Origin of the sequence: Epilithonimonas mollis (assembly GCF_900142325.1) — a bacterium.
GTDB classification, from domain to species: Bacteria; Bacteroidota; Bacteroidia; order Flavobacteriales; family Weeksellaceae; genus Epilithonimonas; species Epilithonimonas mollis.
The window spans coordinates 1-23971 of the sequence record NZ_FRAM01000007.1; the positions used below are offsets into that span (position 1 = coordinate 1).

Below are 23971 nucleotides of genomic sequence, written 5' to 3' on the forward strand. Positions count from 1 at the left end.
GGATCTCACCCAAAATGTTTTCTGTATTTTTTTCAAAATAAGAGGAGATATCCCGATTACTTTTTTGAGAGGATTTTTTAAGAATAATGATATCCATTCCAACTTGTGTTCCAGCACGTCTCCCCTGCCTTCAGCTTTTCCATCTGCCACGTTCGAAGCGTAACACCTCTGAAAGTTGCAGGAGCACACCATTCAAAACCATCTTCATTCAATTTACGGTTAAAGAAAAAGTCCAGCCACTGCTTTTCCGCATTAAACTGCAACGTCGCATTAAAAAGCCTGTTATGTCTGGAAACCATATTTTCAACAAACAACGGTTTTCCCGAACAAAGAACCTCCCTTTGCTCTGCACTTAAATCCACGCCACATATCATTTTCGGAATTCTCACAAATTCCATTCTCAAAGAAAACAATTCATTGGTAAGCTGATCCAGGCTCACCAGCGACTGAACAATCTCACCCGTCACGGGATTCAAAAGATCCACCACCCTCCCCATATTTCCTGAATTCATAAGGTTCATTCTGTCCTCCTTTGAAAACTTATGTCCCATAAACTTCTTCCTGAAATCTACCCTTTTCTGTACCCGATGCACATGAAGCACCACCTCCCCATTTTCATCCAGCCTCAACTGTAACCGTGCATCAACACAATTACCTTCTTCACCGTCATCGTTCCGTAACGGAACCAGCATCGGCGTTTTAAATCCTCTCAACAGCGGCTCCAACGCATCCAGCTCCTCTAAAATATCCATATCCAGGCTCAGTTCTGATATCGAATCCCAGTTCACATCTTCAACCTGAAAGCGGTAATTTGCATTGTGTTTCACAAAAGACAATTTCTTATCAGTAGTATTCTTCCCTGCAATCCCATCACTTTGAAAAATCTTATTATTTCTGAAAGACTCTACCGCATCAATGGATACTTCATACTGCCTCAGATGTTCTTTCTCGGCGGCTGACGAATCAGACAAATAGGACTGCAACCCTACAGCCGCTTCATAAGCTTCAAATTCCCGCACCTTAAAAAATGAGTAGTCTTCAGGATCTTTAAGCCGACGGTAAAAATCGGCATAGAACTCCGCAAATGAATGTTCTGAAGCATTAATTCGCATCACCGCATCCGAATCCTTATTTTCAGGCCTTACATCTATGACCTCCCCGCCTGCACTGATTGACTGTACCACACCAACGGTATTATTTTGGTGACGCAGCACCAACAAAGTACTGATTTCTGAACCTGCTGTTTGATTTCCGGTATTGTTCATGATTTTGATTTTTAATATTTAATTATTGTTTTGTTTTTATATGATTTCCGAACAGGGACAATGCCTGTAAAAATGATTGCTACTGTTATTTGATATTTCGCTTTCGATCCCGGCAGCTCATTGCAGTCCGACTTATGCTTTAAATAATAAAAGTTGAGCATGATGTCTGAATAACAACTAATCAACTTCTCACTCCCCGATCTTCGAAAAAATCCTTCCAATAAAGATCTATTTACTTCTAAAGGCGTATCAGGCGAAACAACGTATTGCTTTCTAAATGCGTATTGATGCCTGGTGATTTCTTTTACTAATGATTTTGATACGTCTAACAACTGTTTATGCAAGCGTTTCAACAATGGCGTTAAGTCATTAACTTAGTCACAGTGTAACTTCAGACAGTAGCCAACTCCGCTATCACCGGACATAAGACCTAACCCATAAAGTGCGAGAGCCACCGACTGCTTTACATCAACCCATCATCCGCAAATGATAAGTAAGAATCCGAAGTCAGAATCACGTGATCCAGCAGGGAAATATTAAGAATCTTTGCCGCTTCTTTAATCTGGGACGTCATTTTAATATCACATGAGGACGGCTTAAGATTTCCGGAAGGATGGTTATGGGCAACAATGAGCGCAGTAGCATTGCAAAGCAGGGCCGCCTGCATCACGATTCTCACATCCACCAATGTCGAAGAAATTCCGCATTCGGAAATCTTCTTAATACCCAAAACCCTATTCGCCTGATTCAGATACAGCGCAAAGAACGATTCCCTGTAATCCATTTCATCCTCATCAAAGTGCGCCCTGAATACTTCCACCGCCTCTCTCGATGACGATATCGACCTTTCACAATTCCCCTTTCTTGAATAGCTCAGCTTAATTTCGTTGACAATATTGAATTTCATCTGATTTGCTCCGTGTGCGGCGGAGACCTGTTTTTCCTGCACCTGCTGTTAAAAAACCTGTACATTGCAGCTTGAAGGAAATCTTGACCTTTCTTTTTTACCTTATCATATCATTCATTTTACGAGTGGGTATTTTATATTTTACAGATGGCATCATCCATTTTTACAGATAGAATCATCTGATACAACTTGTATAATAATATCTGATGATGAATACTCTATCCTAATTTCAGATATACGGATTGATACCAAGGGTAATCATAAGGATCAAAATTTCAATGATCTGCATTTGCATCTTGTGAGGTTTCTGACTTTTCTATGCAGATACACCATTCAGGCAGGCACAAGGAAAACTGCAATCAATTCCAAAAAACAATAAGAAAGAATATTGATGGAGGCTTGAAATCTTTTTGTGGAGGCTCCGGGGATCTCCGATCACGGATACCCAAAAAGATTTTTTTCAGCAGGGACAACGGAATACATTTGCTATAGAAAATGAGACAGCCTCACGGGCATAAAGGGCACTTGGAATGACATCCCTTTAATTCCATGTAATCCAATAAAAGGAATATATGTCAGGAAGTTTATCAACTTTATATCTGCGATAATATGACTTTTCGGAGCCGGATACAATTGTTAAAAAGAAGATAGTCGGAGGTACTGATCTTTAAAAGTCAAATTAAAACAGATTAGTGTTTTATTGGTACATCGTGATAAATGATGTAACAAAAGGTCACTTGCAATTGTCTCATTATTATGAGAATCTACTTTTTACTTCTATTTATTTCAGCACAGTTTTTTGCTCAGCAAACTAAAACCAATGTTGATGAGATCATTCAAAGGGAAATGAAGGAACGGAAAATACCGGGATTGCAGATCGCCGTTGTACAAAATGGAAAAATTGTTTTAAGCCAATCCTATGGAATGGCCAATCTACAAAATAATATACCTGTCACGAATACAACTATTTTCCCTATCAACTCCAATACAAAGGTTTTTACCGGCGTTGCCGTGATGCAATTGGTTGAGAGGGATAAAATCAAATTGAATGATCCGATCAGTAACTATTTGAATGACTTACCTAATGAATGGCAGAAGATCACCGTTGACCAGCTGTTGACCCATATTTCAGGATTGCCTGACATTCTGCAACTCCTTGATCCAATGACAGGAAATATCGGACCGTTGAAGACAGAATCAGCCATTTGGGAAAAACTTAAAACACTCCCTTTGGAATTTAAAACAGGGGAACAGTTCAGCTATAATCAAACCAATTATTATCTGCTAGGTAAAATTATTGAAAAGTTAACCAAAGAACCTTTTGCCACAAATTTCGAGGAAAATCAACTTAAAATTGTTCATCTTAAAAATACGGTATTCGGAGATTCAAGGGACATTATTCAAAATTACGCGCCATCTTATCGCTACAACAGTTACTTTGATGGAAAACCAGGTGAAGCAAAACTGACCAATACCTATACAGAATTTCCAGATTTCGTTCGCACCGGATCTGGTCTCAACAGTACAGCAGAAGATATGGCCAATTGGCTCATCGCCTTACAATCAAGTCGCTTGCTTAAAAACAAGGCCACTTTAGATATGATGTGGTCACTCGCCCAATTCAATAACGGGACATCGACCAACTGGGCAAGAGGCTGGGGAATTACAAAGACACGAAAAAAACACAGCGCAGTAGGAATGTCAGGAGGAAACAGATCTGTGATCATGGTATATCCGGATGATAATCTGGCCATCATCGTGCTAACCAATCTCGCTGGATGTAGCCCCGAAGATTTTGTTGAAGAGATTGCAGGTTGTTATAATGCGGATATTGTAAAAGCAGATCCTTTAACCTATTTACGAAAAAATATCAGAGAAATAGGTTTTGATAACGCAATCGATTTTGTAAAAAAAGAACAAAAAACAAATCCTTCATTCAATCCGAACGAGTCCGAGCTGAACGACTGGGCGTACCGAATGATGGCCAACAAAAAAGAAAAAGAAGCCTTAGAAATTTTCAAACTAAATGTCTATCTATTCCCAAATAGCTGGAATGTCTATGACAGCTACGGAGAGATCTTATTAAAGATAGGAGATAAAAACAAGGCCATTGAGATGTACAAAAAATCCATAGAACTAAATCCGGAAAATGAAAACGGCAAAAAGATTTTGGAAAAATTATCTTCTTTATCAAATTGATATTGTATTTTATAATTATATCAAGCTCTTTTTATAGCTTTACAGAATGGATCCGATCTATAACGAATACTATGTCACTGGAATACTCACAAATTTCGTTAAAAGTTATGGATTTTAGATAACCTAAGCAGCCGCTCTCCCATATTACAAAAAGGAGTTCCTCCTAACGGATGTTCCACAATGGCTATAGTACAGGGAAATGGATTGAATATAAGGCCTGATACAAAGGGTAATCATAAGGATCAAAATTTCAATGAACTGCATTTGCATCTTGTGAGGTTTCTGACTTTTCTATGCAGATACACCATTCAGGCAGTCCCAATGAAAACCGGAATCAATTCCAAAAAACAATAAGAAGTCATATTGATGCAGGCCTGAAATCTTTTTGCGGAGGCTCCGGGATTTCCAATCACGGATACCCAAAAACATTTTTTTCCGCAGGGACAACGGAATACATTTGCTATAGAAAATCGGACAGCCTCACGGGCATAGCTCCTAATTGGAATGACTTACTTTTTAAAAGTCAGTTCCAATCCAATGAAGTTAAATATTTGTCAGGATATTATTTAAACATTTATCTTTTAGGCTAATATGTATATCAAATTGCAATACCTTTAATTATAAAGGTAACAAGGATGAACCTAAAACAAGATAAAAATCATATTATATTATTTTAAATTATTCTAAATAAACTTTGTGAAAGTCATTCAAAATAATATTTTTGCACTTCCAATTTAAACGTGAAGCGTGTTCAGATATTTACTTGTATTCTCTTTAATAATATTTTCAATCCAAAGTTATGCGCAATCCGTAACCTTTAAAATCACGTTTGAAGTTTCTGACGATCTCAAGCAACCGCTTGCAGGCGTCACCGTAAAAAATCAGCAAACAGAAGCCTATACGAACGGAGAAGGTAAAGCAACAATAATACTTCCAAAAGGAAAGCAGATAATATCCTTTATTTTAAAAAATTATGAGGAAAAAGAACTTTACCTGACAATTGATTCATCAGAAACTATCACGGTGCAATTGAATAAGGAGACGAAAATTGAGGAAGTTGTGATTACAGCTAAAGAAGGAAAGGGTTTGACCAGCAAATCAGTAATTGACAGGCAAGCAATGCAACACTTGCAGCCTTCCAGCTTTTCTGATCTTATGGAGCTTCTACCAGGTGGTCTGTCCAGGGATCCTAACCTAAACAGTTCCAACAGAATCGTGTTGAGAGAAAATACAGGAGGACCATCTTCTTATAATACAACCTCCCTAGGCATACAGTTTATGATAGACGGCAATGTCTGGAATACTAATGCCAATCTTCAGACTTCTATTGACAATGATCAGATGATGCAGGCTGCCGCAAACAGAAATACCACATCTATAGGAACAGATATGAGAACCATATCGACTAATGATATAGAAAAGGTCGAAATAATCCGTGGTATCCCTTCCGCAGCATACGGTGATTTAACATCCGGATTGGTAAAAATTGAAAGGAAGATAGGACGTTCCCCTTTAGAAGCAAGATTCAAAGCCGACGGATTCAGTAAACAATATTATATGGGAAAAGGTTTTCTGATCCGTAAAAACTGGAGTCTGAATGCTAATCTAGACTTTCTGGATGCTAAACAGAATCCAACGGATGAATTTGAAAACTACCAGCGCCTGACAGCATCACTACGTTCCAGACTAACTACCAATCTTTGGAAGAGACCGCTGGAATGGCGATCCAACATTGACCTTTCCAATAACATTGATAAAAAGAAATACGATCCCGATACAGGTTATTCATTAACAGATTCATATAAAAATTCAAACCAGAGAATCAGCTTAACAAATAATTTTATATATAAGCTGGATGCCAAATCCTTTTTTGATAAGTTTACTTTAAACACAGCGATCAGGCAGGGATATGAAAGTATCGAACAAGTAAAGTTGGTACAACTTTCCGGTCCAAGAGCCCTTTCGTTGGCAACAGTTCCAGGTGAAAATATCGGAATCTATCCCGGCACGAGATATATCGCAGAATCTTCTACCGACGGCAAACCATTGGACCTTTCTTTGGTTGCTCAGGCATCAGGTAGCAGAAAATTCGGGAACCTGAATAATCAATACGAAATAGGCCTGGACTGGAAGTATTCCAAAAATTTCGGAAAAGGCCAGCAATGGGATTTAACGACGCCCCCGTCAGCGACTATCGGAACTAGGCCCCGGCCCTTCATTGATATTCCAGCCTGGCAAAATCTGGCAGCCTACATAGGCAACCAGATGTTGTACAATTTGAATCAACATCAATTTTCCTTATACACAGGTTTTAGGATCTCCAAACTTTTGGGCATCGATAACGCTTACAGTCTCAGCAGAAAGGTATTCACTGAACCCAGGATCAATTTTCAGTATAATTTACCTCATTGGATAATTGATGACCATCCCCTGATCACTAATATTACTTTGGGATATGGAGTTTTATACAAACAGCCGACGCTCTTGATGCTATATCCCAATAGCCGATATACTGATTATGCACAGGTCAATTATTATCATAATGATGAAAAGTATCGTTATGTGAACTTTATGACATATACACAGAACCGCGAAAATAAAGATCTTACCGCAGCAAAAAATATTAAAAAGGAAATCCGCCTTGATCTAAGTTATAGAGGTCACGACTTCTTTATAACCTATTTCAGGGAAGATCTTAAAAACGGATTTCGAAGTACGCTGCAAACTCAGATCCACACGTATAAAAAATACAATACTGCTTACATCGATCCATCACAGTGGGGAGAAAGCGGGCCAGATCTAAGCAATGTTCCATACGAGACAATTAGGGAATTCGGAAATTATACGATCACGGAAAACGGAAGTGCAACAATCAAAGACGGGATTGAATTTGGTTACAGCTCACCTAGAATCAAAAGCATCAATACAAAATTTACCTTATCAGGAGCCTGGTTCAAGACACAATACAGAAATACCGTCCCTGTTTTAGAACGACCTACAATTTCCATAGGAGGAGGCAATCTGCCTTATTACGGCATTTATCAGAGTGACCTCGGTTACATCAACGAAAATCTGAACTATAATCTGATGATCGATACATACATCCCAAACCTAGGTTTGATCATATCCGCTTCACTACAGGGTTCCTTATATAATTACGAAAAAAAGGACCAGCGAATTCCTGAGCCTATTTCTTATGTCGGATTAGATGGCATTGTACAAGCATTTCAGGAAGAAGACAGAACAGATCTTTACAAACAGTGGCTCGTCAGAAATGTCTCTGTGACTGACAATATTTCGACACGGTACACCTATACTTTGAGAGCAAATTTTAAAGTCACGAAAATAATTTATAAAAGCCTCAGGACGTCAATGTTTGTCAATAGATTATTTAATTATGAACATCCCTACTATTTTTTAGGCAACAAAATCGAACGTCAGGCTGGAAACAGGCCTTACTTCGGAATGGAACTCAATTATAATTTTTAATTTAATATATTATGAAAAAAACAATTTTATCAATGGGCTTCTTGGCTGCAGTAGCGATTTCATCAGTCAGTATATCGTGTTCAAGCGATAATGACGACTTCGGGACAGAGGTGGCACAGAAAAGTGTGCTTACAATCACATTGACAGGCAATAACATTGCCACCTACAAAAAAGTAGATCTGGAAATCCTTGAAACTAACTCGGGAGCAATCATTAAGAAAACGCTGGAAAATGCAAGCGCATATTCCTTTGAACTGCCATTCGGCTCGTATAAAATTACGGCCAACGGAACTGTCATTACAACAGAAAACGAAGAAGTTCAAGTTGGTGCAACTGGTCAGAAGGATATCAATACTGCCGTCGTCAACCTGTCCTTACCTCTGATCATCAAACAATTCAACAATGATTTTATCATTGAAGAAGTGTTCTTCGCCGGCGTAAAAACCAATGACGGTAAAAACTATAATAACTCCCGTTATTTCAAGATCACAAATAATACAAATGATGTGCTTTATGCAGACCGGCTAATGATTGCGACATCAGAATTTTTCACCACTGTTGCAAGATCCGTAACACCTAATATAGTTGATCAGGCATTTCCTATCAGTGCTGTAATGATCGTTCCGGGATCTGGGAAAGAACATCCGGTTCAACCAGGAAGCTTTATCGTTGTAGCAGATAATGCCATCAATCATGCCGCTTCAAATGGCTTTGACCTGACAAAGGCTGATTTCGAATTTCCCTCTACGAACCCGACATTAGGCCAGGTTGATAATCCCGGAGTTCCAAATATGGAAATTGCATACACACAAATGACTTACAATATGATATTCCTATATACAACAAGTCAGCAAGGATATGCTTTGGCCAGACTACCTGAGGGACAGACTGCATCCACTTTCCTAGCAGAAAATAAATACGATTATTCTTATACCAACTCTGCTGGTGGAGTGACTAATAAAAGTATTTACAAAATCCCAAATAGCTGGATCGTAGATGCACTAAATACAAGCCGTGACAATGACTTCCTTCAGATTTTGACAGCACCTTCCATAGACGCAGGTTGGACGAGTGCGTCTCCTGGATACAACGGAAAAACAGTCAGAAGAAAAGTTCTGGGACTAATGTCTAATGGTAAAAATCTCTATAAAGATACCAATAATTCTACTGCAGACTTTGTACGAAATTCTGAACCAAGTTTAAAAAATGGTATCGTCAGATAAGATTTGAAGATTATTTTCAATAATGGATCAATCAAAATTTTTTAGTGTTCTTTCTTTTTTTTTCAGCTTGAATTTTGTGTCAGCTCAGGATAGCTTAAACCTGTTTAAAACATTAAACAATCAATATAATGTGGAAAGAATGGTGACCAATAAATTTTACTATAATCCGGCTAACATGCCGGATTATAGTTCTTTGTCAATGTCAGAGTTCAGCCTGAACTATCAATCTGAGAATAAGAAGATTTATCTTCGGCAGCTAGGCTCCGGAGATACGGGTCTTGTAGTAAATACTGATTCTTTTAAAAAATTAAAATCTAACAGCGCAGTATGGGGACATGCGTCCTATAGTAATATCAACAGAAAAAGCAGTCGTTACAATGAAAATTTAGATCTTGAAAGAATAACACCTTACGTTACACTGGATTCCATTGGCGGAAATATTGACCTTGAAACGTACCATTTTTCGGGCGGATATGCTAAAAAACTGAACCGGTTTTCACTAGGGATTTCTGGAACTTATAAAGCCCAGATGGCTTCCCGATCAAGAGATCCCAGAATGAAAAATACTACCTCAGACCTTCTGTTTTCCACAGGTATCAACTATCGATTTTACCGTAACTTTCAAATTGGAATTTTTGGTGATTTTAACAAGTATACACAAAACAGTTTGGTAGCTTTTGTCAATGAGGTTAGTTTCCCGATAGTCTATCAATCGATTGGTTTTGGCTATGATAATTATTTTTTCAGTAATAGTCTCGATACACAGTTTGAAGAGATTGGTTATAAAATAGGTGGACAGATCACCAATCAGCAAGGAAAAGATTTTTACGTATTAGGAACTCTTTCATCGTCCAATAATATAAAAAGCATAAAACCCAAAATCGGCAATCGCTATTATGACACAAGTGATCTTGAAAATCAAAGGTCATATTTCGAAGCGGCTAAATTCATTACCTTCCAAAACAACAGATTTGGTTTGATTTTAAACTATGATTCAGAGATCAGAACCGGAACTGAATACGGCTATACTAGTAATTCTGATAACACAGAGCTGATCTTCAAAAGGAAAGCTTATAAAAAAGAGCGATACACAACGACCTTCAAAGCATTGTATCAGCTGAGTCAAAAAAAGTACACTTTCACAGCAGTTCCATTTTTTTCTTACCATGAAATAACTGATCGAAGGATCTATCCCTTTTCAGGTCAAAAATTTCATAAATATACTGTAGGCTTAGATTTGGATCTAAAGGTGGAGATCAATAAAGATCAGGTTTTGACATTCAGACCAAGTTACTCACACCGCAATATTAGTACAGCAATTAATGCATTGGACAAAAATGTAAGTTCTGGAAAACTCGAATGGATCAATGACGATTTCAGCATTCTGGCAAGTGACAGTTCAACAGTAGGCTTATTTGCACGCTATGATTTTAGAATTCGTAACCTTCCAGCTCTCTTTGTCAGCGCCAATTGGATCACACAGATCATAACTAGTAAACACAACAACTTTTCAGCTCTATGTTTAGGTATAACATTTTAAGTAAGAAAAAACTTTCTTTAACAATTTTCGGAGTTTTCATTTTAATACTATTCAGTTTTACACCAAAAGTTGGACAAGATCTAATGGACAATCCCGACCCCACCCTTGAGGAGATTGTAAAAAGTTATAAAAAGGCTATTTCTGAATGGCCGAAGCCGACGATCCATTATGGCGTGTCTTGGAAAGAGTTTTCATCTATCAAAAGGGATTCACTATATTTCCAGGAACAGGATCGTCCGGAAGTTATCTTAGGAAAAATGCTTTTCTTTGACCCGAAGCTTTCTAAATCTGATCAGATATCCTGCAGTTCCTGCCACGATCCGGAAATGGGATGGACAGATAGAAGGCGTACCGCTTTAGGAAATGATCACATCAGCGGAAACAGGAACACCATCTCGCTCTATAATATCGCCAATAGAAAATCATTTTTCTGGGACGGACGTGCCAAATCTTTGGAAGAACAGGCTTCAGGACCACTTGGTGCACATCACGAGATGAATATGGACATCAGAAAACTCCCGGGGAAAATCAAAAAAATAAAAGGTTATCCAGAACTTTTCAAAAATGCTTTTGGAGATAATAAAGTAACCTACGAGAGAATCGTGAAAGCATTGTCAGTCTTCCAGAGAACTATTAAAAGTCAGCCAAGTCGATTCGATCAGTTTCTGGATGGTAAATATAGCGCTTTATCGGACAAAGAAATTTATGGGATGCACATATTCCGAACCAAAGCACGTTGTATGAATTGCCACTCCGGCCAAAACCTGACCGATGAATCTTTTCACAATATCGGACTTACCTATTATAAAAGAGAATATGAGGATCTGGGACTATACAACGTCACCAAAAGACCTGAGGATGTAGGCAAATTCAGAACACCACAATTGAGGGATTTAAATCTTACAAGACCATGGATGCATAACGGACTCTTTGATGATTTGGAAGGTATTATTAACATTTACAATAGCGGAATGCATATGATAGATCCCAAACCGGAACAGAAAAAAAATGATCCTATGTATCCGGTCACTGATTCTCTCTTACAACCATTAAAATTGACCAAGGAAGAAAAATCGGCATTAATTTCTTTTTTGGAATCGCTGAACGGCACCAAATATAAAATGAGAAGACCTGAGTTTCCTGTGAAATAATACAATGTATATATACAAGTTAGAAATTTACTAAAATCATTCAGTGGCTTTCACTTCATATAATATCGTAATCCTTAACTAAAATTTTTTCAAAACACTTAAAAAGAAATAGGTTTTAATTATATAATATAAAAAAATTTGCCTACGGACTTATCTTATTGCCAAAAGCAATTAAACTTCCACAATCACTGCAGTTTTTGACGGTTTCGAAATATGCAATTAGAATTGAAACCTGTGATGCTGAACAACACGATAACAAATAAGTATTGATTGGGCGATACACAAAGTTTCAATGAACTGCCTTTACATCTTGTGAGGTTTCTGACTTTTCTATGCAGATACACCATTCAGGCAGGCACAAGGAAAACTGCAATCAATTCCTTGAAAACAATAAGATAGAACATTGATGGAAGTTTGAAATATTTTTACGGTGGGTTTGGGAAGCTTCGCTTCCGGATACCCAAAAAGATTTTTTCAGCAGGGATAATGGAATACATTTGCTATAGAAAATCAGGAAGCCTCATATGGAATAATAGTAATTGAAATATGACCGGATTCTGAAACGGTATATACAATAATAATGTGAGAAGTATTAAACTTGTCAACCTTGACAAAACCTACGAGTTAGATTTTGAATAATTATTGATTATAACACTTGTTTTAGTGTCATATGCAGGTAGGCCTCAAAACAAATAAATATTGTTGGCGGTAATTATAAATAAAGTTGTTACCTAAACCAATCTATAGATATAACTACTATATTTGCAAACTCAAAATTAATAGTTATGATTAGAAAAATTATTTTATTAAGTATCCTGTTTATATTTTATGGATCCTTTATCGGTCAGACGCCCGGTTCTCTTGACTCCAGCTTTGGTACTGGTGGAAAAACAACTTCTTCTACTTTCTACCGACAGCTTATTAATCATATTGCAGTTCAGCCTGACGGGAAAATAGTCGCTGTTGGTTTATCTACAACTTCTCTCGGCACCGCAAATTTTTATGTTGCTAGGTTTAATTCAAATGGCAGTGTTGATACATCATTTGCAACTAATGGCTTTTTGAATTTCGATATGAGTGGAGGAAGTTACTATGATGAAGCACAGTCTGTTAAAATACAGCCTGACGGTAAAATTCTTGTTGGTGGAATTGTTGGTGCAATTTCTAGTAGATATTACCTTGGAGTACTTAGATTGGATTCAAATGGAGCAATAGATACAACTTTTGGGAATCAAGGGAAAAGTATTTTTGCAATGACTGGTTTAACTACATCTTCATCAAATAACTATGCGCTGAATGATATTGCTTTGCAGCCTGATGGTAAAATAGTTGTCGCAGGATTGTATAACTATAAGTACTCAATTGCAAGACTGAATACAGATGGTTCATTAGATGCTGATTTTAGCAATGATGGCAAGGTTACGGTGGACTTTGGGACAAATATAGAGGAAGCAAAGAAAATAAAAATTTTAAGTGATTCCAGAATTCTGATTGGGGGCAGTTCACAGCCTAGTAATATAGCGTGGTGTATATTACTGCCAGACGGATCTTTAGATACTTCTTTCGGAACAGGCGGGAAAAAAACTTTCTTGCCGGATAATGGTTTTCAATTCGGTACTTTTTATTTTCTCCCTGATAATTCAATTCTTGTAGGAGGTAGTAGTAATGATGTGGATGCGGCACTATATAAACTTTCTTTAAACGGAACGCGTGACACGACATTTGGTACAAATGGCCGAGTAGTTGTAGATGTTGATAATTCCAGCAATGATAGTCCTATCGCAAAATTGGATCTTGACAGTACAGGAAAGATCTATGCCGTCGGTACCACAGTAACGGGAGGAAGTACTTATTTTTATCTCCTTAATTTCAACAGTAACGGAACTCTAAACACAAGTTTCAGCAACGATGGTAAAGTGCTTGTTAATTTTGATGGATTATCAAGTTATGGTCGAACGGTAGTTTTACAGCCTAACGGAAGAGTATTGGTTGCAGGTTACACCGGCGGTCTCAAGGACACGTCTTCGATTGCAAGATTCATTAATCTGCCAAGTTTGAGTACAAGCGAAACCTTATCAGAAAGTAAATTTTCTGTATCTCCAAATCCTGCAAAGGATTATTTTATGATTTTGGACTCTAAAAAAATGAATAATAATCAAAAGGTTGAAATTTTGGATGAACTAGGTAGAATTGTGAAAAGAGTATTTGTCAATGCAGAAAACTCTAGAATAAATGCCTCAGATTTATCATCTGGTGTTTACATCGTCAAGGTTAATAATAACACAGCAAAATTGATTGTCAAATAATGAGATTTCAATAGTATAGATTTGTAATTTGTGCTTTTCTTAAATACTAAAGCAGTGATCAACCATCACTGCTTTTTTTGGTCTACATCTGACTGCGCAGAACATCACATCTTCATCTTTGTTTCCGATCACGGATACCCAAAAAGATTTTTTTCAGCAGGGACAACGGGATAGATTTGCTATAGAAAATCAGGCGACCGCCGAAGTAAATGTAAGCTGTAAATGATGATCAGTTACTTCCATCAATCCTAATTAACAAATCTGATATGAATTCATCATCTCTTGGATCAGTAATTTTATCATGCAGGATTGATAAAAAGAATATAGATTATAAAGAATCAGAATAAGTTTCTGACCTAAAAAATAATCAGATAAACTAAATTTGCTTTTAATAAAAACGATGAGCAGTTACAACTTTCAGGAAACATCGGCATTTACAGGAATCTTCCTGTTTTAACAGAAAGCATTCTGGCGGCTTATTTTATAAACGTGGTAGTAAACTCCTGACTAACACAATACCAGAATAATCAACTAATCATAGTCAGTTTTGGTTAGAAATAACCATTGATCTGATATGTTTGATTATGATATATTTGCGTTTAGCAATGAAGCAATTTTCAATCCATATATATTTTGATACAACATGCTATAAAATGCTCAAACATATCACATATGTTGTTTAACATCTAATAAATTGTCACTTTATATGGCCTAAGGTTTATCTTCATTGCTACTGACCAATAATCAATAAAATTATTCATTTATGAAAATTTCCTTTCTCCACCCTATTATAATTTGTGCTTTAATGTACCCGGTCCAAAGTCAGGCGTGCTCGGCTTTTTTGCTGACAGGTAAAAATCATAACGTCGTGGGTTTCAATGAAAACTGGAAAACAATGCCGGGAATGATTGTAGTGAATAAACGTGATGTGCCTAAGAGGAACATAAGCTGGCAAAACTTAACAACAGTCCATCTTCAACCTCATCAACAATGGACTTCAAAATTCGGATCCGTTACCTTCAATCTTTTAGGCTACGATTTTCCCTGCTATGGCGTCAATGAAAAAGGTCTTTTTTTAGTTGAATTATACCTGGAAGAAACCAGTAAAGTATATAATCCTAAGCAAGCAAACATGTTTTGGGCCCAGTGGATCCAATACCAGCTTGACAACTACAAAACGGTAAGGGAGGTAATCAATCACCTGAATGACAGCCCTAATATCGACTGGTGGCCTAATGCGGCCGGCAGTCATTTCTTCCTGACCGATGCAGCAGGAAACTCCGCAACGATCGCCTTACTGAACGGTAAGTATACGGTTCTGACGAATAAGGAAATGCCGATGCCTCTCCTATGCAATAATCAATACCATAAGGATCTAGCAGCTGCTAAAAAGTTTGATTTTCTTGGCGGACATGAAAAGTTTGATTTTGAACAAAGCAAAAAATGGGAAGACCGCTATAACCGTGCTTATTATATGCTAAAAAATTATACGTATGATGAAAAGCCTGTGGACTATGCCTGGAATATTTTAAATTCAATACATCCCGGCGAATGGCAGACGGTTATCGATACCAGGACCATGAATCTGTATTTCAGATCGGATCTTAAAAAAGAAATAAAAACCATCGATATCAAAAAGCTGGATTTCTCTAAAGACGCTGCTGTGAAATATTTGGATATTCATACTGATCAAAACGGAATCGTCAATAGTGGATTTCAAAATCTTACGGTTGAGAAAAATAATGAATATGTTGAGAAAGGATTTCCGATTGGTTATGATAATAAAGAGTTTGGAAATTCAAGTTTATTCGAAAAACTAAAAAAGAACATTGCCAGATTTTTTGAATCCATTTTGCCGAAATCCTAATACACTTTTTAAAAATTTATTAATACAGTATCTTTTATTTATATGTTTTTCAAAGCAATATTGCTGCTGTTAGTTAGCCCGATTCTTATCATCAAATGATACTTGCCTTCCTCCTGATTTTACTTTGCGGTTTCCAAAGTTGTAGGTCAGCGAAACGGAAAGGTTTCTGCCATCGTAATAGTTATCAAAATAATGGGTAGAATCTACATAATAGATCTCACCATGACTTTTGCCTTGCCTGAAAATATCTGAGACATAGATATTCATCAGAAGATTTTTGTTCATCAGGTTCAACTTTAACCCGGCCGTTAAATTACCTACAAAATAAGAGTAAGTATTACCAATACTGGAAGGCAGACGGAACCAATAATTCATCAGGAGCTGAACGCTCTTATCTTTGGTGAAGGAAAAAGTGTTTCTGATGTCAAAGCTGGTGCTATTTCCTTTTCTGGAAGCGGCATCGGTAGCAAAAACCTGTGTTTTCATATGAGAGAGATCCGCAGAGTAGCTGGCCTCCCAAAAGTTAAAGAAGGTATCAGAATAATTCAAAGAGATGCCTGTACTGTTCTTATTAAAGAAATTGTAAAAATTACTGGTCTTGTTCTCACCTTCCAATATAACCAACTGCGCAAAGGCGTTCAGTTCCCTTTGGAAATAAGTGGAAACAGACAATTTTCCTTTATACAGGTATGACAATTCGAAATTATGATTGACCGATGGGTTGAGCGCAGGATTTCCTGAATAGTAGGAATTGATGTTCGTATACCAGCGGAATGGATTGAGCGCACGGAACCCTGGTCTGTTAATCCGTTTGGAATAATTAATATTAAAGGTATTATTATCATTAGCTTTGTATGTCAGGTAAGCCGTCGGAAAAAACTTGCCATATGAATTTTCCGAGTTTTGCCCTAATGATTCCGAGTTACCGCTAATGGTGGAATATTCATACCGTAACCCTGCTTTAACCGTCCATTTTTCGCTGAGCTGTCTTTCCATTCCCAGATAGGCAGCATAATTTTTTTCATTATAATTGAATAGGTCACTCTTTAGAGCATCGGTCACATATGCCTGGCCAATACGATTCTGGTATTGCAGATCTGAATTGTTATCGAAATTGGTAAATTTAATCCCGGCCTCTGTTTTTGCAAATTCAAACGGAATTGTGAGATCGGCCTGACCGGAATAGATTTTATAATCCAGTTCAGATGGCGTTCTCACCACGTAGGAATTACCGGAGTTATCCTGAGTGGTAAAATCGATATTACTGCCCGGTGTGTTGGAGAAATAATTACCGGTTACACTCAGCTTGTTGCTGCGTTTCCCAAACTTGACATCATAATAGGCACTTACCGTGGCCTGCCTGTTATCATTGCGATGTTCTGCATAGGTCGACAAGGTATTCGTATAATTTTGATTCTGGAAATAATCCGAGGTGTTCGTAATATCCATTCCGGATTTACCGGCTCCGTAATCAATTACGAATCCAACACCGGAATTGCTATTGATCTCATAATCCGAACTGAAATTGAGACCTGTGCCTTTCCAGAAATCTCTTCTGTCGTCAGAACTATTCAGCCCATCCAAACCTACGATCCTGTAATTTTCAGTAGAATGTTTCTGGCTGTCATATTGCCTCAGTTTTAACGAAGATCTTAACTTTTCGTTCTGATAATTTACGGTTGCAGAGTTCGAAACACCTGTGTAAGTGGTCTGAAACAGGCTGGTGGTGAGGCTTCCGCTCCATCCCAGGTTTTGATTTTTCTTCAAAACGATATTGATGAGGCCGCTGTTGCCCTGCGCTTCATATTTGGCAGGCGGTGCCGTGATAACTTCGATCTTTTCAATATTTTCCGACCGAAGGCTTTTTAGATAGTTAATTAATTCAGATCCGGAAAGGTTCAGCATACGCTCATTTACCATTACTGAAACCCCACTTTTTCCAACCATCGTTATCCCTGCATTTTCATCCACTTTGATCTGTGGTGTGGCGTCCAATGCCTGCAAGCCGTCCATCCCCTGTGATGCTACAGAATTGGATACGTTAAAGATCAGGCGGTCTGCTTTTCTCTCAATCAGCTTTTTCCTGGCTGTTACGGTTACACCTTCAATTTGCTTTTCGTTTGCACCTGCAATCAAAAGGTCATAGCTGATATTACCGTTGACCTCAATTTTTCCCTGATAGAGTGTTTTTCCATCGTAAACGCACTCAATGTTATATGTTCCGTTTTCAGCCAGTTTCAAATTAAAATGACCCTTTTCATCAGAGATCGTTGACTGTTTGTACTGATCTTTACTGGCAATGATCTCTGCATAAGAAATGATGTTTTTGGATTTTTTGACCGTTCCGTTGATATTTTGCGATAGAGCGAATAAAGGTATCAGGAGTAAAACTGATGATGTTACTTTCAGCATGGTGTCATTTTTGAGGTTCTTCTACAATGACAACCCTACGCTGTAACTTGTTACATTGAAGCTCTGTTTTTTTTATAATATAGGGTGAATGATCTAGCTTTGAAAACTGGCTGAAGGAAGTATTACTAAGATACATATCTTAGGCAGTTAGCTGATAAATTTATATTTTTACCACAGATCAACCTAAAAGAAATGAGTCTGCAAGGAAATCAATTAGAATATATTTCCCTTAAGCCCGAAAGTCCACTCAAAAACTTGGTGGAAAGTATCTGGATGGTTAAAAATCATTCGAACGAGCAAACTGAGGGCATTATCGTTCCGGACGGAAAAATTGATCTGTTCCTTTTTGCTGCTGAAAATAAACCATTTGAAATTTTCATTTCCGGAATTTGTTCTCATCCTGTGCTTAAGCCACCTTTTCCGAGATCAACAATGTTTGCCGTCAGTTTCTATCCCTTGGCTGCTGAATATATTTTCAGACAATGTTTTGCAGGTTTACAAGATCACAGACAGATATTACCAGATGATTACTGGGGCTTTTCAAAAGATGACCTCACCGACTTTCAGTCATTTTATCAAAAGGCCTCCCACATCATTTCCTCACACCAAACAAAAGAGATCGACAGAAAAAAGAAGGCAGTTTTTGAGCACATATATACATCAAAGGGAGAGACCACCGTCAGTGAACTTGCAAAACTATCATCGTGGAGCAGCAGACAGATGAGCCGATATTTTCATAAATGGCTGGGTATCACCGTAAAATCATATCTTAACATTATCCGCTTTTCAAATTCGCTACAGCAGTTGAAAAACGGAAATTTTTATCCTGAGCTGAATTATGGCGACCAATCCCATTTCATCCGGGAGGTCAAGAAGTTTTCAGGAGTAAAACCTACCCTCTTAAGCAAAAACGAAAACGACCGATTTATCCAATTGAGCCTTATGAAGAGAGGTTAATTTTGTTTTTAAATAAAATATATTAAAAATGAATTTAAATCATATCAATATGGTCGTAAAAGATGTAGAAGAGGCAGTAGCTTTATGCTTTTATTCTGTTTAGTGATGATCAATCCAAGGTTGAGCTCTTTTACCACAAGATGCTGGTCATCATAATACATTTATATTAAATAGAGCGAATAATGATCTGTATCAAAATGATCGTTATAAATATGATTCCAAAAAGTCTGTTCTTTACATTGGTGGCGTTGAAAAATACAGAGGCAATGTTGAATTTAATAACTCACAGTAGAAAAAAAATTTAGAACTTTACAAACAGATTATCCTGTAATGCAGCATTTGTAATTAAATGAGCAATTGCAGCTAAATTCAAATATATTTAACGTATGGAAGCACTATTTAAAACATGGGAAACAAGTCGTAAAATCTATTTAAGTTACTTTGAAAATTATTCATTAGATCAGCTTAACAAAATTCCAAATGGTTTCAACAATAATCTTATCTGGCATATTGGACATATCATCGTAACACAACAAAAACTGATCTATAGAGGTTCTAATCTCCCGGGATATATTTCTAACAATTTGTTAACTAAATATCAATCGGGGACCAAACCAGATGCATTTGTTCCTCAAAAAGAAGCTGATGAACTGAAAACACTCTTGACTTCTCTCATTGAGCCCACAATAGATGATTTTCTAAAGGGTATTTTTATAAATTACAATGAAAGGACGACAGGAACAGGATTCCATTTGTCTTCGATCAATGATGCATTTGAGTCTAATAATTATCACGAAGGAATGCATTTAGGATATATGCTAAGTATAAGAAAATTTGTTTAAAACAATATTCCTGGAGTTATATTACATTGGACCTTTATTTTTAGAATATTTACTCAATTAAAAACTTGACAAATGCTTTTGATTATATGTTACAGTTAATAAGACCTAATTGTAAGGATCACTTTATAATTTTGTAAATGTGTATTTATTTTCATCCTGACTAAAATGTATTTCCCAACAAATAAATTAGACTATATCTGTATTCAACCCGACGAACCGCTAACGAATATCGTTGAAAGTATCTGGATGGTAAAAAACCACTCTGATGAAGAAAAAGAACGAATTATAGTGATTTCTACCCCAACTCGATTATGCAGACCAGCCCCATTTTATCAGGGAAGTGAAAAAGTTTGCAGGAGTAAAACCAATTATCTTAAATAAAAACGAAAACGACCGATTTATCCAATTGAGCCTGATGCCTGAAAAGTAATTTTGTTCTGTAATTAAAAAAAGAACAAAATGAATTTAAACCACATCAACATCGTTGTACAGGACGTAAATAAAGCTGTAAATTTATTTACAAATCATCTAGGTTTTAGTTTAATTGTCAATCGGAACAGCAAAATGGCAGTTCTGGAAAACGACCATAATTTTGCATTAGTTGTTTGGGGACAGGAATTGAACCACAAGGAAAATATGCTTGAATATCCTGAGAATTTCCACATCGGATTTTATCAGAAGGATGAGCAAGCAGTTTGGGATATCTATGAAAAGCTAAAAACGGAAGCTGACTTACAATTTGAAAGTGAACCCAAGAAAATTAGGAATACGTTCGGTTTCTATTTCTTTTTTGAAAAGTTGATGATAGAAATAAGTGTTGATCCATTTAAGGCCATTGTCGGATAATACAACTTAGCTATGAGCTATTCCAGCATAAGATTATAGTTAAAAACAACTATAATCTTACTGTTTATTTCATTTTAAATTCCGTAGGTCTCATATTGGTCAGCTGCTGAAAATTATTGCTAAATGCAGCTATATTCGAATATCCTATTTCATAGGCTATTTCGGTCATGTTCAGATCTGTATCTTTTATCAATTCCATCGCTCTGATGATACGCAGCATCTTTAAGTATTGAACAAAAGTGATATGCAATTTCGTTTGGAATAATCTGGTCAAACTTCTCACACTTATTCCTGATTGTTGCGCAATACTATCTAAACTTAGATCTTCATTTAATCGATTTCTAAAGCCGTCGATGATGGCATTCAGCCTTTGATCTTCCGTTGTAGGAAGTTGAATGGAGAATTTTTTGAGGTTTTCCTTTGATAATACGCTTTTAAGCGTGGTCAAAAATTCAAATTCCCATGAACCTTTAAAATAATCACCCTGCCATTTACCACTAAATGAGAGCATTTCTGCCAGCAACTTGCTAACAGGATAAATACCCAGTTCATTATAAAAACTATCCGATCTTTTGTTTGGAAAGTAAATATTGATAATGTGCAGATCCTGTGTATTAAACATCAGGTTGTGCGGATAATTTTTTGGTAACCATATGTAATGGTTAGATGGGATATAAAAATCCTTTTCCTCTGTCTGTAAGTAAGCAATCCCGCCATAAACCAATAGTAACTGAGCCTTATTGTGCTGATGAGCAGGTAAACGCTGTTCCGTCTGCTGTCGCATCACGAGGACGGAATCAGGATTTTGATCCACAATTTGTATTAATTGGTCAAGAGTTTCCATGTGGCCAAATATAGCAAATATTAGGCTAATTATATAAAAACATAAAATACTGTGCTTGATAATTTTGCTGTGTAATTATTAACAGACTTATGATGAAACATAAAAATCTAAAAAAGGATAAAAATCTTGAGCTTGAAATACAAACCCATAAATCTGAATATCAATTCCCTAATCCCGAAGAAATTGATAAAGCAAATATCTATTGGATGGTTTGCGCCTATTTTAATCCTTTTATGCCATTGACCGATTTAAGCTTTGCTTTTGATGGGTTGAGAAAGATACTAAAACAATGGCTGGACAACAGAAAGAAACCAATTATTTATAAAAATAAAACTAATGAAACAATATAAGATTGTCCCGATTTTGGGCATACTGTTACTCTTATTTTCACCCTTTATTTACGCTCAGCATATCAAAAATGTCCAACCCCTAAGTCTGGAAGAAATATGGAAAGTTGCCGAAAAGAATAATCGTCAGCTGAAACTATCTGACCTATATCTCCAGCAAAGTAAAATAGAGATATTGGAAGCCAAAGAACGTTTGCTGCCGGAACTTTCGATAGGTGGGGATTTAAAACTCAATTCCAAATTCCTGATCTATGACAATGGAATATTCTCTTCTCCACAGGATGTGCCGGTAAAAGGCTACGGTTACGGATTAGGCTACAACTTAAACTTTAACCTGTACAATGGCGGTAAGGATAAAAGGAATATCGAGCTGAAAAAGGAAGAGAAGACGCGGAAACAATATGAAGTGGACCTGCAAAAGCACAGTATAAAATATAATGTCGCTATTGCTTATTTTGATCTATATAAGTTCTTGCATTTCTATGATTTTCTTGATGCAGAGATTGAAGCAGAAAAAAAACAATTATCACTTATTGAAAGTCTGCATAAGAATGGTACCGTGCTAAAGAGTGATGTACTGAGAACCTCCGTGAAATTATCCCAACTGGAACTTAATCTTTCTGACGTCACTAAGAAGATTGAAGTAGTCAAACAAAGGCTCAATATTCTGATGGGACGTGAAAATGATACCGAATTAGCAATACAACACGAAGATCTAATTGAATTAAATGCGATCAAAGACGGTGACTTCAATGATTATGTAAAAATTGCTTTCAACAAATCTCCTGAATACAAAATAGTAAATAGCGACATCAAATGGAGCGAACTGAACGTAAAGCAGGTAAAAGCTACGTTATTGCCTAAAGTTTCTTTATACTCTAACTATAATTACAACTATCCACAGATCTCCTTTTATCCGTATTCAAACGACTTGTGGGGATTTGGTCAGACAGGAATTAAAGTACAGTATTCTATTGATAATTTGTACAAAAGCAAAAATACAATCGCCCGTGCCCAGGTTGTCAGCACTCAGGCCAAAGAAAAAGCAGAAATGAAGAAGGACGAAATCTCTCTTCAGGTAAAAGAAGCTTATTTACAGGAGCAGCAGGCTTTGGAGAGTCTGGAAATGGCTGAACAAAATATCATTAAAACCACAGAGACCGTCCGGGTCATCAGAAGTAGCTATTTAAATCAGGAATCTCTGCTGACCGATCTTTTGGAAGCAGAAAATGCTTTATTAGAAGCAAAATTTAATCTGACAACAGTACAAACGAACGTAAAATTAACCCATATCAGACTATTGGCAATTATAGGAATTCTTTAATACAACTATTATGAACAAAAATAAAACAGATAAAATTACTGTAAGCCTAACTAAATGGTTGGGAATTGCGTTATTCGTAGGGATCATCATTTGGGGAGCTATCTATTTCTTAAAAGGGTATCGCTATGAACAGACAAATGATGCACAAGTAGATGCTTACCTGTCACCTATAAACGCAAAAGTGGGTGGCTATATCAGCAAAATATATTACAAGGACAATCAGTTGGTTAAAAAAGGTGATACGCTTTTGGTCATTGAGTTGGACGAGTATGGACTGAAAAAAGACGCTGCATTAGCAGAGCTCATGAGTTCACACGCCAAATTACCTATTTTGACGGCGAACGAAGAAACGCAACGTAAAAGTATTGAGGTTATAAAAGCACAATTGGCAGGAGCTAAAGCAAGATTGAACCAGCAGCAAAAAGAATTTGACCGTTATAAAAATCTACTGG

General features: G+C 36.9%; 18 protein-coding genes. 14 read left to right on the forward strand and 4 right to left on the reverse strand.

All coding sequences use genetic code 11. The features are described 5' to 3' along the window. Nucleotides 1-77: 77 nt before the first annotated feature. Nucleotides 78-1265 (reverse strand): DUF3945 domain-containing protein, encoded by a 1188-nt coding sequence (locus tag BUA97_RS16600; RefSeq protein ID WP_073000526.1) that lies wholly within the window; start codon nt 1263-1265, stop codon nt 78-80. 463 nt (nt 1266-1728) lie between these two features. Beyond that, the gene (locus BUA97_RS16605; RefSeq protein ID WP_073000578.1) at nt 1729-2172 is read right to left on the reverse strand and encodes a JAB domain-containing protein; all 444 of its coding nucleotides are present in this window, start codon (nt 2170-2172) and stop codon (nt 1729-1731) included. Nucleotides 2173-2928: 756 nt separating this feature from the next. Between BUA97_RS16605 and BUA97_RS16610 the strand changes: the two genes are divergently transcribed. The 8 genes from BUA97_RS16610 to BUA97_RS16645 all read left to right on the forward strand — a co-directional run bounded on the left by BUA97_RS16610 (nt 2929) and on the right by BUA97_RS16645 (nt 15947). After that, on the forward strand, nt 2929-4371 hold the full coding sequence (locus tag BUA97_RS16610; protein ID WP_073000528.1) for a serine hydrolase domain-containing protein: 1443 nt from the start codon (nt 2929-2931) through the stop codon (nt 4369-4371). A gap of 180 nt (nt 4372-4551) precedes the next feature. Beyond that, nucleotides 4552-4725, forward strand: a complete 174-nt coding sequence (locus BUA97_RS17215) for a hypothetical protein (RefSeq protein ID WP_175546230.1) — start codon at nt 4552-4554, stop codon at nt 4723-4725. Nucleotides 4726-5118: 393 nt separating this feature from the next. Continuing rightward, nucleotides 5119-7860 (forward strand): TonB-dependent receptor, encoded by a 2742-nt coding sequence (locus BUA97_RS16620; RefSeq protein ID WP_073000533.1) that lies wholly within the window; start codon nt 5119-5121, stop codon nt 7858-7860. An 11-nt stretch (nt 7861-7871) separates the two neighbouring features. Next, nucleotides 7872-9083 (forward strand): DUF4876 domain-containing protein, encoded by a 1212-nt coding sequence (locus BUA97_RS16625; protein WP_073000536.1) that lies wholly within the window; start codon nt 7872-7874, stop codon nt 9081-9083. 139 nt (nt 9084-9222) lie between these two features. After that, entirely contained in the window at nt 9223-10623 is a 1401-nt protein-coding gene (locus tag BUA97_RS16630; RefSeq protein WP_139258381.1) for a DUF6850 family outer membrane beta-barrel protein, read from the forward strand. A gap of 83 nt (nt 10624-10706) precedes the next feature. Next, nucleotides 10707-11774, forward strand: coding sequence for a cytochrome-c peroxidase (locus BUA97_RS16635; RefSeq protein WP_245795965.1), 1068 nt, complete (start codon nt 10707-10709; stop codon nt 11772-11774). Between the two features lie 785 nt (nt 11775-12559). After that, on the forward strand, nt 12560-14080 hold the full coding sequence (locus tag BUA97_RS16640) for a T9SS type A sorting domain-containing protein (protein WP_073000552.1): 1521 nt from the start codon (nt 12560-12562) through the stop codon (nt 14078-14080). An 805-nt stretch (nt 14081-14885) separates the two neighbouring features. After that, nucleotides 14886-15947 (forward strand): linear amide C-N hydrolase, encoded by a 1062-nt coding sequence (locus BUA97_RS16645; protein WP_073000555.1) that lies wholly within the window; start codon nt 14886-14888, stop codon nt 15945-15947. A gap of 69 nt (nt 15948-16016) precedes the next feature. Here the strand turns inward: BUA97_RS16645 and BUA97_RS16650 are convergent, their stop codons facing one another. Next, complete coding sequence (locus BUA97_RS16650; protein ID WP_073000559.1) at nt 16017-18359, reverse strand: TonB-dependent receptor domain-containing protein; 2343 nt, start codon at nt 18357-18359, stop codon at nt 16017-16019. Between the two features lie 192 nt (nt 18360-18551). Between BUA97_RS16650 and BUA97_RS16655 the strand changes: the two genes are divergently transcribed. The 3 genes from BUA97_RS16655 to BUA97_RS16665 all read left to right on the forward strand — a co-directional run bounded on the left by BUA97_RS16655 (nt 18552) and on the right by BUA97_RS16665 (nt 21004). Beyond that, complete coding sequence (locus BUA97_RS16655; protein ID WP_073000562.1) at nt 18552-19316, forward strand: helix-turn-helix domain-containing protein; 765 nt, start codon at nt 18552-18554, stop codon at nt 19314-19316. A 386-nt stretch (nt 19317-19702) separates the two neighbouring features. Next, complete coding sequence (locus tag BUA97_RS16660) at nt 19703-20158, forward strand: DinB family protein (protein ID WP_073000564.1); 456 nt, start codon at nt 19703-19705, stop codon at nt 20156-20158. Nucleotides 20159-20617: 459 nt separating this feature from the next. Continuing rightward, a complete protein-coding gene (locus BUA97_RS16665) occupies nt 20618-21004 on the forward strand; it encodes a VOC family protein (RefSeq protein WP_073000567.1) in 387 nt (128 codons plus the stop codon). Between the two features lie 64 nt (nt 21005-21068). Here the strand turns inward: BUA97_RS16665 and BUA97_RS16670 are convergent, their stop codons facing one another. Beyond that, on the reverse strand, nt 21069-21848 hold the full coding sequence (locus BUA97_RS16670; RefSeq protein ID WP_073000570.1) for a helix-turn-helix domain-containing protein: 780 nt from the start codon (nt 21846-21848) through the stop codon (nt 21069-21071). Nucleotides 21849-21937: 89 nt separating this feature from the next. On the opposite strand from BUA97_RS16670, the gene BUA97_RS16675 reads away from it, so the two are divergent. The 3 genes from BUA97_RS16675 to BUA97_RS16685 all read left to right on the forward strand — a co-directional run. Continuing rightward, the gene (locus tag BUA97_RS16675; protein ID WP_139258383.1) at nt 21938-22198 is read left to right on the forward strand and encodes a hypothetical protein; all 261 of its coding nucleotides are present in this window, start codon (nt 21938-21940) and stop codon (nt 22196-22198) included. Continuing rightward, a complete protein-coding gene (locus BUA97_RS16680) occupies nt 22185-23519 on the forward strand; it encodes a TolC family protein (protein ID WP_073000575.1) in 1335 nt (444 codons plus the stop codon). Before BUA97_RS16675 ends, BUA97_RS16680 begins: the two co-directional genes overlap by 14 nt. Before the next feature lie 10 nt (nt 23520-23529). Continuing rightward, on the forward strand, nt 23530-23971 hold a 442-nt coding region (locus BUA97_RS16685; protein ID WP_139258385.1), incomplete at its 3' end, for an HlyD family secretion protein.

Bases quoted from the DNA above. Each gene is read 5' to 3' on its own strand.
- BUA97_RS16600 (WP_073000526.1), bottom strand. From the start codon at position 1,265: ATGAACAATACCGGAAATCAAACAGCAGGTTCAGAAATCAGTACTTTG.
- BUA97_RS16605 (WP_073000578.1), bottom strand. From the start codon at position 2,172: ATGAAATTCAATATTGTCAACGAAATTAAGCTGAGCTATTCAAGAAAG.
- BUA97_RS16610 (WP_073000528.1), top strand. From the start codon at position 2,929: ATGAGAATCTACTTTTTACTTCTATTTATTTCAGCACAGTTTTTTGCT.
- BUA97_RS17215 (WP_175546230.1), top strand. From the start codon at position 4,552: ATGGCTATAGTACAGGGAAATGGATTGAATATAAGGCCTGATACAAAG.
- BUA97_RS16625 (WP_073000536.1), top strand. From the start codon at position 7,872: ATGAAAAAAACAATTTTATCAATGGGCTTCTTGGCTGCAGTAGCGATT.
- BUA97_RS16630 (WP_139258381.1), top strand. From the start codon at position 9,223: ATGGTGACCAATAAATTTTACTATAATCCGGCTAACATGCCGGATTAT.
- BUA97_RS16635 (WP_245795965.1), top strand. From the start codon at position 10,707: ATGGACAATCCCGACCCCACCCTTGAGGAGATTGTAAAAAGTTATAAA.
- BUA97_RS16640 (WP_073000552.1), top strand. From the start codon at position 12,560: ATGATTAGAAAAATTATTTTATTAAGTATCCTGTTTATATTTTATGGA.
- BUA97_RS16645 (WP_073000555.1), top strand. From the start codon at position 14,886: ATGTACCCGGTCCAAAGTCAGGCGTGCTCGGCTTTTTTGCTGACAGGT.
- BUA97_RS16650 (WP_073000559.1), bottom strand. From the start codon at position 18,359: ATGCTGAAAGTAACATCATCAGTTTTACTCCTGATACCTTTATTCGCT.
- BUA97_RS16655 (WP_073000562.1), top strand. From the start codon at position 18,552: ATGAGTCTGCAAGGAAATCAATTAGAATATATTTCCCTTAAGCCCGAA.
- BUA97_RS16660 (WP_073000564.1), top strand. From the start codon at position 19,703: ATGGAAGCACTATTTAAAACATGGGAAACAAGTCGTAAAATCTATTTA.
- BUA97_RS16665 (WP_073000567.1), top strand. From the start codon at position 20,618: ATGAATTTAAACCACATCAACATCGTTGTACAGGACGTAAATAAAGCT.
- BUA97_RS16670 (WP_073000570.1), bottom strand. From the start codon at position 21,848: ATGGAAACTCTTGACCAATTAATACAAATTGTGGATCAAAATCCTGAT.
- BUA97_RS16675 (WP_139258383.1), top strand. From the start codon at position 21,938: ATGATGAAACATAAAAATCTAAAAAAGGATAAAAATCTTGAGCTTGAA.
- BUA97_RS16680 (WP_073000575.1), top strand. From the start codon at position 22,185: ATGAAACAATATAAGATTGTCCCGATTTTGGGCATACTGTTACTCTTA.